Raw genomic sequence first — 15,835 nt, forward strand, 5'->3', positions numbered from 1 at the left:
GTTATTTGACGCTAAAGCTGTAGCTGCCTTTGGTTTTGTGGCCGTCCACGGAGACCACGTGCCAGTCAACCCGGTAGGTACCTGTCGTCAGCGCCTGGTCAAGCGGAACAATCAGCCGTGCCTTATCCTTTTCATCGCGTTTAACCGCGCCGGTCTTTACAACCTGCTGCTGCGCACCGGTGATAACAACGCCGCTGAAGCCAGGCTCTATGCCTTCAGAAAATGCCAGCGTAATGCGCTGCGGTGCCTCAACCACGCTGTCCACGGCGGGCGTAGGCTGCTTCAGATGCGCATGCGCCCAGACGGACGGTGCTATGGCGGTGGAAGCCAGAAAAACGAGCGCGCAAACCGCGCGAGATGCGGAAATGCCCATAGAAATCATTCCTTTTTGTTATGCCTGTATGGCCAAGAATAACTCTGTATAATAACCGAGTCGAGGATCATCCTGCGCCCGCTTGTCATCGTCATGCAATCGCGGTAACGTTGCCGCCGCATAAAAAGGAGAAGGAAATGAAGATCAATCTGGCCGCCCTTCCTCAGGACGAGATGGATAAAGTGAACGTCGATCTCGCCGCCGCAGGCGTCGCCTTTAAAGAGCGTTACAACATGCCTGTCGTGGCGGAAGTGGTTGAGCGTGAACAGCCTGCACACCTGCGCGACTGGTTCCGCGAGCGACTCATAGCACACCGCCTCGCCTCGGTTAACCTGTCGCGCCTCCCCTACGAGCCGAAAGTTAAATAAGCTTAACGTGACGTTACACTTCCTTACACGGATTATGGCAGGATTAGAAGACCCTTATTAATTTAGGTGTATTCTTAAATTCTGCGACTCTGTGCATAAGGAAATCACGATGTCACGATGGAATATTGCCGCTGCCCAATACGCAGCGCAGCATCATCACGTTGAAGAACACGTAGAACACCATCTGCGGTTTATTGTCGAAGCCGCCCGCCAGCAGTGCGATTTACTGGTCTTCCCCGAGCTTTCGCTGACGGGGCCCGCGACGGCCTCTCTCCCCGCGCCGCCGGACGACCGCCAGCTTGCCCCTCTGCTGGCCGCCGCCAGGGAGCATCGCATCACGCTCATTGCCGGTATCACGATCGACAGGCACGGCCAACGTCACAAAGGGCTCGCCCTGTTTTCACCCAAACGCGATACCCTTCTGCGCTATCCACAGGGAAGCGGCGCAAGCCTGATCCCGGGGGACATACAGCTCACCCTTATCGACCCTCAGTCCGACGAGCCGAACCTCGATCCGCAGGCAGCGCTGTTTACCAGCAGCCAGGCGGTCGGCGATCGTCGCTGGTGCCAGTCGATCGGCATGCTGCAGCGCTTTGCACATAAATACGCCATTGCCGTGCTGATGGCGAACGCACGCAGCGGCAGCGCACTGTGGGATGAAAAAGGCCAGCTTATCGTTCGCGCGGACAAAGGGGAGCTGCTGTTAACCGGTTCGTTGAGCCGACAGGGTTGGCAAGGCGATATCATTCCTTTAGGCTAAACGTTTTATGGTCAGGAGCGATCAATGCTGCGCGTCATCGACACCGAAACCTGCGATCTCCAGGGCGGAATAGTGGAAGTGGCTTCTGTCGACGTTATCGACGGAAAAATAGTCAACCCAATGAGTCATCTTGTCCGCCCGGATCGTCCGATTAGCCCGCAGGCGATGGCGATTCACCGCATTACCGAGTCAATGGTGGCGGATAAACCGTGGATTGAAGAGGTTATTCCCCACTATTACGGCAGCCCATGGTACGTGGCGCACAACGCCAGCTTTGACCGCCGCGTGCTGCCCGAAATGCCCGGCGAGTGGATTTGCACCATGAAGCTGGCCCGCCGCCTGTGGCCGGGCATCAAATACAGCAATATGGCGCTCTATAAGTCCCGCAAGCTGAGCGTGCGCACCCCGGAAGGGCTACATCATCACCGGGCGCTGTACGACTGCTACATCACCGCCGCGCTGCTGATTGATATCATGAACGCGTCCGGCTGGACGCCGGATGATATGGCGACGATCACCGGCCGTCCCGCGCTGATGACCACCTTCACCTTCGGCAAATATCGCGGAAAACCGGTGTCGGAAGTGGCGGATAAAGATCCGGGCTATCTGCGCTGGCTGTATAACAACCTCGACAAGATGAGCCCGGAACTGCGCCTGACCCTGAAGCACTATCTGGGCGAAGCCTGACCTTCACTGCGGCCTGGCAGCGTCCCCTGCGCCAGGCCAATCAGAAACGCATACTCCAGCGCCACGCCCTCATAGGATTTAAAGCGTCCCGATTTCCCGCCGTGCCCTGAATCCATATCCGTACAAAGCAGCAGCAAATTATCATCGGTTTTCAGCTCGCGGAGCTTTGCGACCCATTTTGCCGGTTCCCAGTACTGCACCTGCGAATCGTGAAGCCCCGTCGTCACCAGCAGGTGCGGATAGGCTTTTGCCTCCACGTTGTCGTAAGGGCTGTACGCTTTCATGTAGCGGTAGTAGATTTCGTCCTGCGGATTTCCCCACTCTTCAAATTCGCCGGTGGTCAGCGGAATCGACTCGTCCAGCATCGTGGTCACCACGTCCACAAACGGCACCTGGGCGATAACGCCTTTGAAGCGTTCGGGGCGCAGGTTGATTGCGGCCCCCATCAGCATGCCGCCCGCGCTGCCGCCCATGCCGAAACAGCGCGACGGATCGCCGTAGCCTTGTTCAATCAGCGCGTCGCAGACGTCGAGATAATCGTTAAAGGTGTTTTTCTTTTTCAGGAATTTGCCGTCTTCATACCAGTGCTGCCCAAGTTCGCCGCCGCCGCGGATATGGGCAATAGCGTAGACGAACCCGCGGTCAAGGAGGCTTAAGCGGCTGCTGCTGAAGTCGGCATCGATGCTGGAGCCGTAGGAACCGTATCCGTAGACGAGAATCGGGTTTTCCCCCTTCTGGAAGCAGTCCTTGCGGTACACGAGCGAGACAGGAACTTCCACGCCGTCGCGGGCAATCACCCACAGGTGCTCGCTGCGGTACAGGTCGGAATCGAAGCCGCCGATCTCGGCCTGCTTGATCACCTGCCGCTGGCCGGTGTCCATATCAAGCTCAAACAGCGTGTCCGGGGTGGTCATCGAAGAATAGCCGTAGCGCAGGCGGGATGATTCCGGCTCGGGGTTAAAGCCGATCCACGTCACGTACGCCGGATCGTCGAAGGCGATCCCCACCGCCTCGCGCGTTTTGCGATTGATCTGCCGGATGCTGGTGAGCCCGCGCTGGCGCTCTTCCACCACCAGCCAGTCGGTAAACAGCGTAAAGCCTTCGAGCATCACCTGCTCGCGCGCCGGAATGAGCACCTCCCACCTGCGCTCGTCGCGCACCTTGGTTTTGTACAGGCCAAAGTTTTTGCCCTCGCGGTTAGAGCGCAGGTAAAAGCTGTGCTGGAAGTGGTCGAGGCTATACTCATGGTCCTTACGACGCGGCAGGAAGCAGAGCGGCTGCGCGTCCGGCAGCTCGGCGTCCAGCAGCAGCACTTCAGAGGTCGTCGCGCTGGCGAGGTGAATGATGACGTAGTGGCGCGACGAGGTTTTATGCAGGCTGACGTAAAACGTCTCGTCCTTCTCCTCATACACCAGCTCGTCCTGGGCGGACGCGCTCCCCACCGTGTGCCGCCAGACCTGGTAAGGCAGCAGCGTGGAGGCATGCTTTTTGACGTAGTAGACCGTTTCCGAATCGTTTCCCCAGACAAAGTCCGGAGAGACGTTGTCGAGCATTTCCGGATACCAGTTACCCGTCTCCAGGTTGCGGAACCGCAGGCCGTACTGCCTGCGCGAGAGATAGTCTTCGGCCAGCGCCATGATGGCGTTATCCGGGGAGATCGACATCCCTCCCAGGGTATAAAACTCGCTGTGTGCAGCGCGCTGATTGGCGTCCAGCAGCAGATCCCACGCGTCCCACTCCGCGCTCAGCACCGACTGGCGCTGATAAATGGGATACTCGTTGCCCGGCTCGTAGATATGGCGGTAGCGGTAGCCGTTTTTGGTCCACGGGGCTGAAATATCGCGCTGGGGAATGCGCTGCACCATCTCGGCCAGAAGCGCGTCCTGCAGCGCCTGCTGGCTGGCCATGACCTTGCGGCCATAGTCGTTCTCGGCGTGGAGATAGTCGAGCACGTCCGGCTGGGAACGCGTGTCGTCCCGCAGCCAGTAGTAGTTGTCGATGCGCGTATCGCCGTGGGTGGTGATGGCGTAGGGAGTTCGTCGGGCTTTCGGTGGCATAGCGTTTTACTTGTCAGTTTCACACCCTATAAGGGTGGCAAAACCCACGCATGATGCAAGCGAAACGTGACCGCCACCGCTGTCGCTACCCCTGAATCGCCTGCTTTTGCGCCTGGATATCTTTTTCAATACCGTCGCGAACGTCCTGCGGGATCTTCAGCGCATCGCCCAGCGCGTTCAGGTAGCTACGCTCCATAAAGTGGTCGACATCGATGGCGGCGCAGCTCAGAAAATAGAGCTCGAGCGCCTCCTCTTCGTTTTTGACGCTCTGCGCCAGGCGCTGGGGATCGAGCGGCTGTTCGATAGCCTGGGCAACCAGCGCTCTGCCCTGCTCCTCAACGCCCGCCTCGCGCATCTGCTGTTCGATGGCGGCCCGTTCCCTGTCGTCAATATGCCCGTCGCTTTTGGCCGCGAAAACCAGGGCGAGGATCAGCCTTTCCGTTCGCAGATCTAAAGGAGAGGTATGCTCGCCATAGTGAGGCTCGTCCCGGTGCGCGGTACGCACCTTGTCTTTGTACTTGTTCCACAGCACCGAGCCGGCAATGGCGCCTCCCCCCGCCAGCAGCGCGCCGGTGCCGTACTTCGCCAGCAGCTTGCGCGATGATTTATTGGCTACCAGCAGCCCTGCCAGCCCGCCAAGCGCGCCGGGCACAAGCAGCTTGCTCAACCCCTGCTCGCCGGAAGATGACGTTTTCTGACCCAACATCGATTGCAATTGATTCAACCAGCCTGACATGACTTCCCTCACTTAACGGTGATTAACGATCACAGCCTATGCGAGTGGACGTCAGGAAATGTCTGGTTGCGCTAAAGAAGCGCAAATTTCCTCTCGCCATTGCCCATGTGCAGCCATGACATACGCAAACGTTTTCGTTTATACTGCGCGCAACTTTTTTTAGGGAGATGCTATGACTCGTTTAGGAACCGCGCTGCGCCCTGCCGCCACGCGCGTCATGCTGTTAGGATCGGGTGAACTGGGCAAAGAGGTTGCCATTGAGTGCCAGCGCCTGGGCGTAGAGGTCATTGCCGTAGACCGCTATGCCGACGCGCCCGCCATGCACGTTGCCCACCGCTCGCACGTTGTTAATATGCTCGACGGTGATGCCCTGCGCGCGCTGATCGCACAGGAGAAGCCTGATTTCGTCGTGCCGGAAATCGAAGCGATTGCCACCGACACGCTGGTGGCGCTTGAGCAGGAAGGCCAGCGCGTGGTACCCACCGCGAACGCCGCGAAGCTCACCATGAACCGCGAGGGCATTCGGCGGCTGGCTGCCGAAGAGCTGGCGCTGCCGACCTCCCGCTACCGTTTCGCCGGAAATAAAGAAGAGTTCGTGCAGGCGGTCAGTGAAATTGGCTACCCGTGCATCATTAAGCCCGTCATGAGTTCGTCCGGTAAGGGGCAGAGCTTTGTTCGCGATATGACGCAGCTTGATAAGGCCTGGGACTATGCGCAGCAGGGCGGGCGCGCCGGAGCCGGACGCGTAATTGTGGAAGGCGTCGTGAAGTTTGACTTCGAAATCACCCTGCTGACCGTCAGCGCCGTCGACGGCGTTCACTTCTGCGAGCCTATCGGCCACCGTCAGGAAGACGGCGACTACCGTGAATCCTGGCAGCCGCAGCGGATGAGCGATCTGGCGCTGGAGCGCGCGCAGGAGATTGCCCGCAAGACCGTGCTGGCGCTCGGCGGCTACGGCCTGTTCGGCGTTGAGCTGTTCGTCTGCGGCGACGAGGTCATTTTCAGCGAGGTTTCTCCTCGCCCGCACGATACCGGGATGGTGACGCTGATTTCGCAGGATCTTTCCGAGTTCGCCCTGCACGTGCGCGCCTTCCTCGGCCTGCCCGTTGGCGGCATCCGCCAGTATGGTCCGGCCGCATCGGCGGTGATCCTGCCGCAGCTGACCAGCCAGAACGTCACGTTTGATGGCGTTGACGGCGCGGTCGGCGCAGGATTGCAGCTGCGCCTGTTCGGTAAGCCGGAGATTGACGGCGCGCGCCGTCTGGGCGTGGCGCTCGCGACGGGAGAAAACGTTGACGATGCGGTTGCGAGAGCCAAAGCTGCCGCGGCAGCCGTTAAGGTTGCGGGATAAAAAAACGGGCCGCTTGGCCCGTTTTTTTTACGCATAAGGGTCGCTTACTGCTTCGCGCCTTCAACCGCTTCGCGAGCCAGCTTAGTAATGCGGTCCCAGTCGCCGGCTTCCAGCGCATCCGCCGGAACCAGCCACGAGCCGCCGATGCACAGCACGCTTTTCAGCGCCAGGTAGTCGCGGTAGTTGGCTGGAGAGATACCGCCGGTCGGGCAGAAACGCACCTGAGAGAATGGACCCGCGATCGCCTGCAGCGCCTTGGTGCCGCCGTTCGCTTCCGCCGGGAAGAATTTGAACTCCTTCAGGCCGTAGTCCATGCCCAGCATCAGTTCAGAAACGGTGCTGATGCCCGGGATCAGGGGAATGGTGCCTTCGGTGGCCGCTTTCAGCAGCGGCTCGGTCAGGCCCGGGCTAATCGCAAACTGCGCGCCGGCTTCGGTCACGTCCGCCAGCTGCTGGGCGTTCAGTACCGTACCCGCCCCGATAATGGCGTCCGGCACCTCTTTGGCGATAGCGCGGATGGCGTCCATCGCGCAGGCGGTGCGCAGCGTCACTTCCAGCACGCGCACGCCGCCGGCAACCAGGGCTTTCGCCATCGGAACGGCGTGCTCCAGTTTATTCACCACGATAACCGGCACGACAGGGCCAGTGGTCAGGATTGCTTCTGCACTTGTTTTCCAGTTTTTCATCAGAGTTTTCTCTCGCCAGATCGATTAAATCACGTCGTCTTAAAACGTCATACAGGTTGCGCCCTGCTCCGCGCCGGACAGCTTCTCACGCAGCGCACTGAACATTTCGCGTCCGGTGCCCACGCGTGACGCGCTCAGGTCAGGAATATGTGGCTGACGCGCAGCCAGCTCAGCGTCATCGACCAACAGGGTAAGTTCGCCCGTCTGGCCGTTCACGCGAATCATGTCGCCGTCGCGAACCTTCGCCAACAGGCCGCCGTCATACGCTTCCGGAGTCACGTGGATCGCAGAAGGCACTTTACCGGATGCACCAGAGAGGCGACCGTCGGTGACAAGCGCAATTTTGAAACGGCGGTCCAATAATACACCAAGCGGCGGCATAAGTTTATGTAATTCTGGCATGCCGTTCGCTTTCGGCCCCTGATGACGCACCACCACTACGCAATCCTTATCAAGCAGCCCGGCGTCAAACGCGGGCAGAACGTCGTGCTGGCTTTCAAACACCACGGCCGGGGCTTCGATGATTTGATTCTCTTCCGGCACCGCAGAGGTTTTCATCACCGCGCGGCCCAGGTTGCCGCTCAGCACCTTCGTGCCGCCGTGATGGGAGAACGGTTTGTCGAAGGTGGCGATGACCTGCGGGTCAAGAGACGCCTCAGCCCCTTCGCGCCAGTCCAGCTCGCCGTTGTTCAGCCACGGCTCAAGGGTGTAACGCTGCAGGCCAAATCCGGCCACCGTGTTCACGTCTTCATGCAGCAGGCCGCCTTTCAGCAGCTCGCGCATTAGCACCGGCACGCCGCCCGCGGCCTGGAAGTGGTTGATGTCCGCCGGGCCGTTCGGGTACAGGCGCGCCATCAGCGGCACCACGGCAGAGATGTCGGAGAAGTCATCCCAGTTGATTAAAATGCCCGCCGCGCGCGCCATCGCCACCAGGTGCATGGTGTGGTTGGTTGACCCGCCGGTTGCCAGCAGCGCCACGATGCCGTTGACGATAACTTTCTCGTCAACCATTTTGCCCAGCGGCATCCACTCGTTGCCGTTGCCGGTCAGGCGGGTAACCTGACGCGCGGCGGCCTCGGTCAGCGCTTTGCGCAGCGGCGCATCCGGCTGAATAAAGGATGAGCCCGGAAGCTGCATCCCCATAAATTCCACCACCATCTGGTTGGTGTTGGCAGTGCCGTAGAACGTGCAGGTTCCCGGCGCGTGGTAGGACGCGGCTTCGGCTTCCAGCAGCGCCTGACGATCCGCCTTGCCTTCAGCGTACAGCTGGCGAATGCGCACCTTCTCTTTGTTTGGCAGGCCGCTGGCCATCGGGCCGGACGGCACGAAGATCGCCGGCAGATGACCAAACGACAGCGCCGCCATCGCCAGCCCCGGGACAATTTTGTCGCACACGCCGAGATAGAGCGCGCCGTCGAACATGTTATGGGAGAGGCCAACGGCCGCGGACATCGCGATCACTTCGCGGCTGAGCAGCGAAAGCTCCATGCCGTCCTGCCCCTGGGTTACGCCGTCGCACATGGCCGGCACGCCGCCCGCCACCTGGCCTACCGCATTTACGCTGTGCAGAGCTTTACGGATGATGTCCGGGTAGACCTCGTAGGGCTGGTGCGCGGAAAGCATGTCGTTATAGGAGGTGATGATGGCGATATTGTTACGCAGCATGCTCTTCAGCGAGGCTTTATCGTCGGCCTGGCAGGCCGCGAAGCCGTGGGCCAGGTTACCGCAGGCGAGCTGCGAGCGGTGAACGGTGTCACTTTTTGCCTGCTCGATGCGGGCGAGGTAGGCTGAACGGGTCGTTCTCGAGCGTTCGATAATGCGTTGTGTTACGCGTAACAATGTCGGATTCATAAATGCTCCTCTAAATTATCTGGCCGGGCTCGGGAGTCTACAAAGTGTCTGACGGTTGTTAACAACGCTGAAACGCTTGATGTCCGGAGCTCAGGGGCAAAATCACTTCCGGCAGTGTAATAAAAAAAGCTCCGCGGGTGAATCCACGCGGAGCTTAAAATTTAAATATTATTCCACTAGCTGTGTTAGATCATGTTACCGGTAAAATAATACCTGTGGAGTAAAGCGCAATTACTCAAACTCGTTCCAGGAACGACCGTCACGGGTGATCATTGCCACGGACGCCACAGGGCCCCAGGTTCCCGCCTGATACGGTTTTGGCGCATCCTGGTCGGCAGCCCAGGCTTCGGTGATGGAGTCAACCCACTTCCACGCCTCTTCCACTTCGTCACGGCGAACAAACAGCGCCTGAATGCCGCGCATGGTCTCCAGCAGCAGGCGCTCGTAGGCGTCGGCCAGGTGCGTCTGATTGAAGGTCTCGGAATAGCTCAGGTCCAGCTTGGTGGTCTGCAGGTTGTGCTTGTGATCCAGGCCCGGAACTTTGTTCAGGATCTGAATATCCACGCCCTCGTCCGGCTGCAGGCGGATGGTGAGCTTGTTCTGCGGCAGCTCCTGCCAGGACTCTTTGAAGAGGTTCAGCTCTGGGTTTTTGAAATAGACCACGACTTCGGAGCATTTGGTCGGCAGACGCTTGCCGGTGCGCAGGTAGAACGGTACGCCCGCCCAGCGCCAGTCGTCGATATCAACGCGGATCGCCACAAACGTCTCGGTATTGCTGGCCTTGTTGGCGCCCTCTTCTTCCAGGTAGCCCGGCACTTTTTTGCCCTGGGCAAATCCGGAGGTGTACTGACCGCGCACGGTTTTCTCGCGAACGTTTGAGCGGTCAATGCGGCGCAGTGATTTGAGCACTTTCACCTTGGCGTCGCGAATGCTGTCTGCCGTCAGGTCGGACGGCGGTGACATGGCGATCATGCACAGGATTTGCAGCAGGTGGTTCTGGATCATGTCGCGCATCTGGCCGGCCTGGTCAAAATAGCCCCAGCGCCCTTCGATACCCACCTCTTCCGCCACGGTAATTTCCACGTGGTCGATGGTGCGGTTATCCCAGTTGTTCACGAACAGGGAGTTGGCAAAACGCAGCGCCAGCAGGTTCAGCACCGTCTCCTTACCGAGATAGTGGTCGATACGGTAAACCTGGCACTCTTCGAAATATTCACCGACCTGATCGTTGATTTCGCGAGAGGTGGCAAGCGACGTGCCCAGCGGTTTTTCCATCACCACGCGCGCTGGCTTAGCGTTGAGCTTCGCTTCGCCTAGGCCTTTGCAAATCGCGCCGAAGGTGCTTGGCGGCATGGCAAAATAGTTAATGGTAACGCGGTTTTTCTGGTCGAGCATGTCGCCCAGGCGTTTAAACGCCTTCACGTCGTTAACGTCCAGGTTACAGAAATCGAGACGTCCGCTCAGCGTATCCCACAGCGCTTCGTCAATTTTCTCTTTCATGAAGGTTTCGAGCGCTTCGCGCACGATTTTTGTATACGCGTCCTTGTCCCAGTCGGCGCGCCCTACGCCCAGGATACGGGTATCCGGATGAAGTTGGCCCGCTTTCTCCAGTTGGTACAGGGAAGGCAGCAATTTCCGGCGTGCAAGGTCGCCTTTCGCGCCGAAAATGACCAGGTCACATGCCTGGGCTGTTTGCGTTACCGCCATGTCATTCTCCTCAGTTGGATAACCTGGTGCTTTTGCCAGGTATCGTTGTAATTTTATTACAATGCACTGTACTGCTTTTACGTCATTCCCGAAACCATTAGCGCTTAACGTCGCGTGCGATAACGCGATTTTTTGGCCGTCCGGCGCATGTGGGGCGGAAATGCCGCAACAATCCGTTTATTCTTTGCTCCGTCACGCTTCTGTAAAACCCGACAGCGATCAAGTTATGAAAAAAAACAACACCTTTTCGTGTCGCCTGATACCCTATAAAGAGACCACAGGGGTAATATCGGCTAAATCGAATCAACATTTCATCTATAGATGAAATCGTTTTGTCCCCACGAGCGCCGTGTTAATGATGAACATGCTGGAAAAAATTCAGTTTCAACTGGAACACCTTAGCAAATCCGAGCGAAAAGTGGCTGAAGTTATTCTCGCCTCTCCCGCGCAGGCCATTCATTCAAGCATCGCCGCTTTGGCGCAGGAGTCAGGCGTCAGCGAACCCACGGTTAACCGGTTCTGCCGGAGCATGGAAACCCGCGGCTTCCCGGATTTTAAACTGCATCTGGCACAAAGTCTGGCAAACGGCACCCCGTATGTTAATCGCAACGTGGATGAAGACGACAGCGTTGATGCCTATACCGCAAAAATTTTTGAATCCGCCATGGCAACGCTCGACCACGTTCGTCAGTCGCTGGATATGAGCGCGGTGAATCGCGCCGTCGATTTGCTGACGCAGGCTAAACGCATCGCGTTCTTTGGCCTGGGCTCCTCTGCCGCCGTGGCGCATGATGCCATGAACAAATTCTTCCGCTTTAACGTGCCGGTTATCTATTCTGATGACATTGTCCTGCAACGCATGAGCTGTATGAACTGTAGCGAGGATGACGTTGTAGTCCTGATTTCTCATACCGGACGAACCAAAAGCCAGGTTGAGCTGGCACAGCTGGCGCGTGAAAACGATGCGATGGTTATTGCCCTGACCACCGCGGGCACGCCGCTGGCCCGGGAAGCGACCCTGGCCATCACCCTGGACGTGCCGGAAGACACCGACATGTATATGCCGATGGTGTCCCGCCTGGCGCAGCTGACGGTCATCGACGTGCTGGCGACCGGTTTTACCTTACGACGCGGCGCAAAATTCAGAGATAACTTGAAGCGGGTCAAAGAAGCGCTTAAGGAATCGCGTTTTGATAAAGAATTGCTTATAAAGAGCGATATATCCTAATAGTTAATAACTAAGTTGTAACGATTCACGGCATCCGGTCAGTTCCCTGCTGCCTTGCAGCAGAAAGAAGATCGATTCAATGTTCACGCAACACCAAAGTTGTTTCAGTCAACGGAGTATTACATGTCCAGAAGGCTTCGCAGAACCAAGATCGTCACCACCTTAGGCCCGGCCACCGACCGCGATAATAACCTCGAAAAAATTATCGCCGCAGGCGCCAACGTGGTGCGAATGAACTTCTCTCACGGTACGCCAGAAGACCATAAGTTACGTGCCGATAAAGTCCGTGAGATTGCGGCAAAACTGGGCCGTCACGTCGCGATCCTCGGCGACCTTCAGGGTCCCAAAATTCGCGTTTCCACGTTTAAAGAAGGCAAAGTTTTTCTCAACATTGGCGATAAATTCCTGCTGGACGCCAACCTGAGCAAAGGCGAAGGTGATAAAGAGAAAGTCGGTATCGACTATAAAGGCCTGCCGGCTGACGTTGTGCCCGGCGACATCCTGCTGCTCGACGATGGGCGCGTACAGCTGAAAGTGCTTGAAGTTCAGGGGATGAAGGTCTTTACCGAAGTGACCGTCGGCGGCCCGCTTTCCAACAACAAAGGCATCAACAAGCTCGGCGGCGGCCTTTCAGCGGAAGCGCTGACCGAGAAAGACAAAGCGGACATCGTCACCGCGGCGCAAATCGGCGTGGATTACCTGGCCGTCTCCTTCCCTCGCTGCGGTGAAGATCTGAACTACGCCCGCCGCCTGGCGCGCGACGCAGGCTGCGATGCAAAAATTGTGGCCAAGGTTGAGCGCGCGGAAGCCGTCTGCGATCAGGACGCGATGGACGACGTAATCCTGGCGTCCGACGTGGTCATGGTTGCCCGCGGTGACCTCGGCGTTGAAATCGGTGACCCTGAGCTTGTCGGCATTCAGAAAGCCTTAATCCGCCGCGCGCGCCAGCTGAACCGCGCCGTGATCACCGCGACCCAGATGATGGAGTCGATGATCACCAACCCAATGCCAACGCGTGCGGAAGTGATGGACGTGGCGAACGCCGTGCTTGACGGTACCGATGCGGTGATGCTGTCTGCGGAAACGGCGGCGGGCCAGTACCCGGCGGAAACCGTCGCGGCAATGGCGCGCGTGTGCCTGGGCGCTGAAAAAATCCCAAGCATCAACGTCTCTAAACACCGCCTGGACATCCAGTTCGACAACGTGGAAGAAGCGATTGCGATGTCCGCAATGTATGCCGCTAACCACCTGAAAGGCGTGACCGCGATTATTACCATGACCGAGTCAGGCCGCACCGCGCTGATGACGTCGCGCATCAGTTCCGGCCTGCCAATCTTTGCGATGTCTCGCCACGAGCGCACGCTGAACCTGACGGCGCTATACCGCGGCGTGACGCCGGTTCACTTCGACAGCACCAATGACGGCGTAGCCGCCGCGCACGACGCCGTTAACCTGCTGCGCGACAAGGGCTATCTGGTGTCCGGTGATATCGTCATCGTGACCCAGGGCGACGTGATGAGCACCATCGGCTCAACCAACACCACCCGCGTATTGACCGTCGAATAACGTACGCCCCCCTCTCCCCCGCTGGGGAGAGGGGCAACGTGAGGGGAAATTTTATTTCTTCGGGAACAGTTCGTTGCGCTTGTACGGCTCCGTTTCGCCCGGCTTGCGCGTCTTGAGCAGCTTCAATATCCACGTGTACTGTTCGGTATGCGGCCCTACCAGAATCTCGACCTCTTCATTCATCCGACGCGCGATAGTGTTATCGTCTGCGGTCAGCAGGTCGTCCATCGGCGGACGCACCTCAATGCTCAGACGGTGCGTTTTACCGTCGTAAACCGGGAATAGCGGAATGACGCGGGCGCGGCACACTTTCATCAGTCGGCCAATGGCGGGCAGCGTCGCTTTATAGGTAGCGAAGAAATCGACAAACTCGCTGTGCTCGGGGCCGTGATCCTGGTCCGGCAGATAGTAGCCCCAGTATCCCTGTCGCACGGACTGGATAAACGGCTTAATGCCGTCGTTGCGCGCGTGCAGGCGCCCGCCGAAGCGGCGGCGAACCGTATTCCAGACGAAATCGAAGATTTTATTTCCCTGGTTGTGGAACATCGCCGCCATTTTCTGGCCCTGGGACGCCATCAGCATCGCAGGAATATCCACGCCCCAGCCGTGCGGCACGAGGAAAATCACCTTTTCATCGTTGCGGCGCATCTCTTCAATGATTTCCAGCCCTTTCCAGTCGACGCGGTTAACGATCTTTTCCGGCCCGCGCAGCGCCAGCTCGGCCATCATCGCCATCGCCTGCGGCGCGGTTGTATACATCTCATCAATGATTGCCTCGCGCTCGGCGTCGCTTTTTTCAGGGAAACAGTAGTACAAATTGATCTGTGCCCGGCGGCGCGCGCTTTTGCCTAAACGCCCGGCGATGCGGCCGATTTTACCCAGCACCGGATCGCGCACGGTGGCGGGCAGCAAAGCAATGCCCGCAAAGGCATACACGCCCAGCCACGAGCCCCAGTTGCGCGGATGGCGAAATGATTTTTCAAACTCAGGAATGTATTCACTATTATTTTTTTTGGGTTCCATGCTGGTTCCAGGGTCTGGTGACGCAAATATATGGCAATAGTGTAGCGAGGCAGTGGCTCGCACACAAAAGAAAAAGCCGGCGCAATGAGAGGCCGGCTTTATGATTAAATTCAGGGCTTAGTCGAAGCGCAGCTGCGGCAGAACCTCTTTTACCTGCGCCAGGTATTCGGAACGATCTTTACCCGTCAGGCCTTCGGTGCGCGGCAGTTTCGCCGTCAGCGGGTTCACCGCCTGCTGGTTGATCCACACCTCATAGTGCAGATGTGGCCCGGTCGAACGCCCGGTATTGCCCGAAAGCGCGATGCGATCGCCACGCTTCACCTTCTGGCCCGGCTTCACCAGCAGCTTGCGCAGGTGCATATAGCGGGTGGTATAGGTACGACCATGACGAACCGCCACGTAGTAACCTGCCGCACCGCTACGTTTCGCAACAACCACTTCACCATCGCCTACCGCCAGCACAGGCGTCCCCTGCGGCATGGCGAAGTCTACGCCTCGATGCGGCGCGACGCGCCCGGTGACCGGGTTGAGACGACGCGGGTTAAAGTTGGAAGAGATGCGGAACTGCTTCGCCGTCGGGAAGCGCAGGAAGCCCTTCGCGAGGCCGGTACCGTTACGGTCGTAGAATTTTCCGTCCTCTGCGCGAACGGCATAATAATCTTTACCGTCTGAACGCAGGCGCACGCCCAGCAGCTGGCTCTGCTCGCGCTTACCGTCGAGCATTTCTCGGGACATCAAAACGGAGAACTGATCGCCTTTTTTCAGCTTGCGGAAGTCCATCTGCCACTGCATCGCCCGGATCACCGAGCTGATTTCAGCGCTCGTCAGGCCAGCATCGCGCGCGCTGGCAACAAAGCTTCCGCCAACGGTGCCTTTCATCACGCTATTGACCCAGTCGCCCTGCTGCATCTCGCTGGTCATCTTGAAACCGTTTGCAGTGCGATCGTAGGTGCGCGTTTCGCGACGAGACATTTCCCAGGTCAGACGCTGTAAATCACCGTCTGCGGTCAAGGTCCAGGACAGCTGCTGACCAATTTTCAGGTTACGCAGCTCTTTATCCGAGGCGGCAAGCTGGCTGATATCACCCATATCGATGCCGTACTGGTTGAGCACGCTGCTTAAGGTATCGCCCGTTGAGACGACATACTCGTGGATGCCCGCTTCGTTGGCGGTTTTATCATCCAGCTCGTCCTGAGGAATCGCTTCGTCTTCCTGCGCGGCCTGATCGATTGGCTCACTGGCCTCAGGCAAAAGTGAACGAATCTCGCTCTTTTCAAGCTCGATCGTCTTGATGATAGGGGCAGAACTGGGGTGGTACACATACGGCCGCCAGACGGCGACCGCAAGTGTGAGAACGGTAAGCGACCCCAGCATAACGCGATGGGGACGCGGCAGATTGTTAAATGCCAGAGCGACAGAGCGGGCTATCTGTTGCACGTATT

General features: G+C 58.3%; 14 protein-coding genes. 6 read left to right on the forward strand and 8 right to left on the reverse strand.

All coding sequences use genetic code 11. From position 1 onward, the window contains the following. Position 1: 1 nt before the first annotated feature. Positions 2-373, reverse strand: a complete 372-nt coding sequence (gene yobA / locus V1599_RS15560; protein WP_395300377.1) for a CopC domain-containing protein YobA — start codon at positions 371-373, stop codon at positions 2-4. A 137-nt stretch (positions 374-510) separates the two neighbouring features. Here yobA and V1599_RS15565 point away from each other — a divergent pair, with 137 nt between their 5' ends. The 3 genes from V1599_RS15565 (at position 511) to exoX (ending at position 2,188) form a co-directional block, all read left to right on the forward strand. Next, positions 511-741: a DNA polymerase III subunit theta gene (locus V1599_RS15565; RefSeq protein WP_008500465.1), complete on the forward strand. Its 231-nt coding sequence runs from the start codon at positions 511-513 to the stop codon at positions 739-741. Between the two features lie 109 nt (positions 742-850). Beyond that, positions 851-1,501 carry a nitrilase-related carbon-nitrogen hydrolase gene (locus tag V1599_RS15570; protein ID WP_112012438.1) on the forward strand — a complete coding sequence of 217 codons (651 nt, stop codon included), beginning with the start codon at positions 851-853 and terminating at the stop codon, positions 1,499-1,501. 24 nt (positions 1,502-1,525) lie between these two features. Beyond that, positions 1,526-2,188 carry an exodeoxyribonuclease X gene (gene exoX / locus V1599_RS15575; RefSeq protein ID WP_112012437.1) on the forward strand — a complete coding sequence of 221 codons (663 nt, stop codon included), beginning with the start codon at positions 1,526-1,528 and terminating at the stop codon, positions 2,186-2,188. Here exoX and ptrB read toward each other — a convergent pair. Together ptrB and V1599_RS15585 are read right to left on the reverse strand one after the other, a co-directional pair. Beyond that, positions 2,170-4,245 (reverse strand): oligopeptidase B, encoded by a 2,076-nt coding sequence (gene ptrB, locus V1599_RS15580; RefSeq protein ID WP_395300378.1) that lies wholly within the window; start codon positions 4,243-4,245, stop codon positions 2,170-2,172. The two genes, exoX and ptrB, sit on opposite strands and share 19 nt — an antisense overlap. Before the next feature lie 85 nt (positions 4,246-4,330). Then, a complete protein-coding gene (locus tag V1599_RS15585; protein WP_297120388.1) occupies positions 4,331-4,981 on the reverse strand; it encodes a tellurite resistance TerB family protein in 651 nt (216 codons plus the stop codon). Between the two features lie 172 nt (positions 4,982-5,153). Here V1599_RS15585 and purT point away from each other — a divergent pair, with 172 nt between their 5' ends. After that, complete coding sequence (gene purT, locus V1599_RS15590) at positions 5,154-6,332, forward strand: formate-dependent phosphoribosylglycinamide formyltransferase (protein ID WP_395300379.1); 1,179 nt, start codon at positions 5,154-5,156, stop codon at positions 6,330-6,332. Positions 6,333-6,376: 44 nt separating this feature from the next. On the opposite strand, the gene kdgA is transcribed toward purT, so the two are convergent. The 3 genes from kdgA to zwf form a co-directional block, all read right to left on the reverse strand. Continuing rightward, positions 6,377-7,018: a bifunctional 4-hydroxy-2-oxoglutarate aldolase/2-dehydro-3-deoxy-phosphogluconate aldolase gene (gene kdgA, locus V1599_RS15595; protein ID WP_006176036.1), complete on the reverse strand. Its 642-nt coding sequence runs from the start codon at positions 7,016-7,018 to the stop codon at positions 6,377-6,379. 39 nt (positions 7,019-7,057) lie between these two features. Beyond that, a complete protein-coding gene (gene edd, locus V1599_RS15600; RefSeq protein ID WP_395300380.1) occupies positions 7,058-8,869 on the reverse strand; it encodes a phosphogluconate dehydratase in 1,812 nt (603 codons plus the stop codon). 231 nt (positions 8,870-9,100) lie between these two features. After that, a complete protein-coding gene (gene zwf / locus V1599_RS15605; RefSeq protein ID WP_112012432.1) occupies positions 9,101-10,576 on the reverse strand; it encodes a glucose-6-phosphate dehydrogenase in 1,476 nt (491 codons plus the stop codon). A 358-nt stretch (positions 10,577-10,934) separates the two neighbouring features. Here zwf and V1599_RS15610 point away from each other — a divergent pair, with 358 nt between their 5' ends. Together V1599_RS15610 and pyk are read left to right on the forward strand one after the other, a co-directional pair. Further along, the gene (locus V1599_RS15610) at positions 10,935-11,804 is read left to right on the forward strand and encodes a MurR/RpiR family transcriptional regulator (protein WP_112012505.1); all 870 of its coding nucleotides are present in this window, start codon (positions 10,935-10,937) and stop codon (positions 11,802-11,804) included. Between the two features lie 123 nt (positions 11,805-11,927). After that, the gene (gene pyk, locus V1599_RS15615) at positions 11,928-13,370 is read left to right on the forward strand and encodes a pyruvate kinase (protein ID WP_112012431.1); all 1,443 of its coding nucleotides are present in this window, start codon (positions 11,928-11,930) and stop codon (positions 13,368-13,370) included. Positions 13,371-13,421: 51 nt separating this feature from the next. On the opposite strand, the gene lpxM is transcribed toward pyk, so the two are convergent. Beyond that, positions 13,422-14,393, reverse strand: coding sequence for a lauroyl-Kdo(2)-lipid IV(A) myristoyltransferase (gene lpxM / locus V1599_RS15620; protein ID WP_297120376.1), 972 nt, complete (start codon positions 14,391-14,393; stop codon positions 13,422-13,424). A gap of 117 nt (positions 14,394-14,510) precedes the next feature. Beyond that, positions 14,511-15,830 carry a murein DD-endopeptidase MepM gene (gene mepM / locus V1599_RS15625; protein WP_395300381.1) on the reverse strand — a complete coding sequence of 440 codons (1,320 nt, stop codon included), beginning with the start codon at positions 15,828-15,830 and terminating at the stop codon, positions 14,511-14,513. Between the last annotated feature and the right edge of the window lie 5 nt (positions 15,831-15,835).

It is taken from the genome of Enterobacter sp. ECC-175 (assembly GCF_043968675.1).
Taxonomy (GTDB): Bacteria; Pseudomonadota; Gammaproteobacteria; order Enterobacterales; family Enterobacteriaceae; genus Enterobacter.

Bases quoted from the DNA above. Each gene is read 5' to 3' on its own strand.
- kdgA (WP_006176036.1), bottom strand. From the start codon at position 7,018: ATGAAAAACTGGAAAACAAGTGCAGAAGCAATCCTGACCACTGGCCCT.
- yobA (WP_395300377.1), bottom strand. From the start codon at position 373: ATGGGCATTTCCGCATCTCGCGCGGTTTGCGCGCTCGTTTTTCTGGCT.
- V1599_RS15565 (WP_008500465.1), top strand. From the start codon at position 511: ATGAAGATCAATCTGGCCGCCCTTCCTCAGGACGAGATGGATAAAGTG.
- zwf (WP_112012432.1), bottom strand. From the start codon at position 10,576: ATGGCGGTAACGCAAACAGCCCAGGCATGTGACCTGGTCATTTTCGGC.
- exoX (WP_112012437.1), top strand. From the start codon at position 1,526: ATGCTGCGCGTCATCGACACCGAAACCTGCGATCTCCAGGGCGGAATA.
- V1599_RS15610 (WP_112012505.1), top strand. From the start codon at position 10,935: ATGAACATGCTGGAAAAAATTCAGTTTCAACTGGAACACCTTAGCAAA.
- V1599_RS15570 (WP_112012438.1), top strand. From the start codon at position 851: ATGTCACGATGGAATATTGCCGCTGCCCAATACGCAGCGCAGCATCAT.
- V1599_RS15585 (WP_297120388.1), bottom strand. From the start codon at position 4,981: ATGTCAGGCTGGTTGAATCAATTGCAATCGATGTTGGGTCAGAAAACG.
- ptrB (WP_395300378.1), bottom strand. From the start codon at position 4,245: ATGCCACCGAAAGCCCGACGAACTCCCTACGCCATCACCACCCACGGC.
- edd (WP_395300380.1), bottom strand. From the start codon at position 8,869: ATGAATCCGACATTGTTACGCGTAACACAACGCATTATCGAACGCTCG.
- purT (WP_395300379.1), top strand. From the start codon at position 5,154: ATGACTCGTTTAGGAACCGCGCTGCGCCCTGCCGCCACGCGCGTCATG.
- pyk (WP_112012431.1), top strand. From the start codon at position 11,928: ATGTCCAGAAGGCTTCGCAGAACCAAGATCGTCACCACCTTAGGCCCG.
- lpxM (WP_297120376.1), bottom strand. From the start codon at position 14,393: ATGGAACCCAAAAAAAATAATAGTGAATACATTCCTGAGTTTGAAAAA.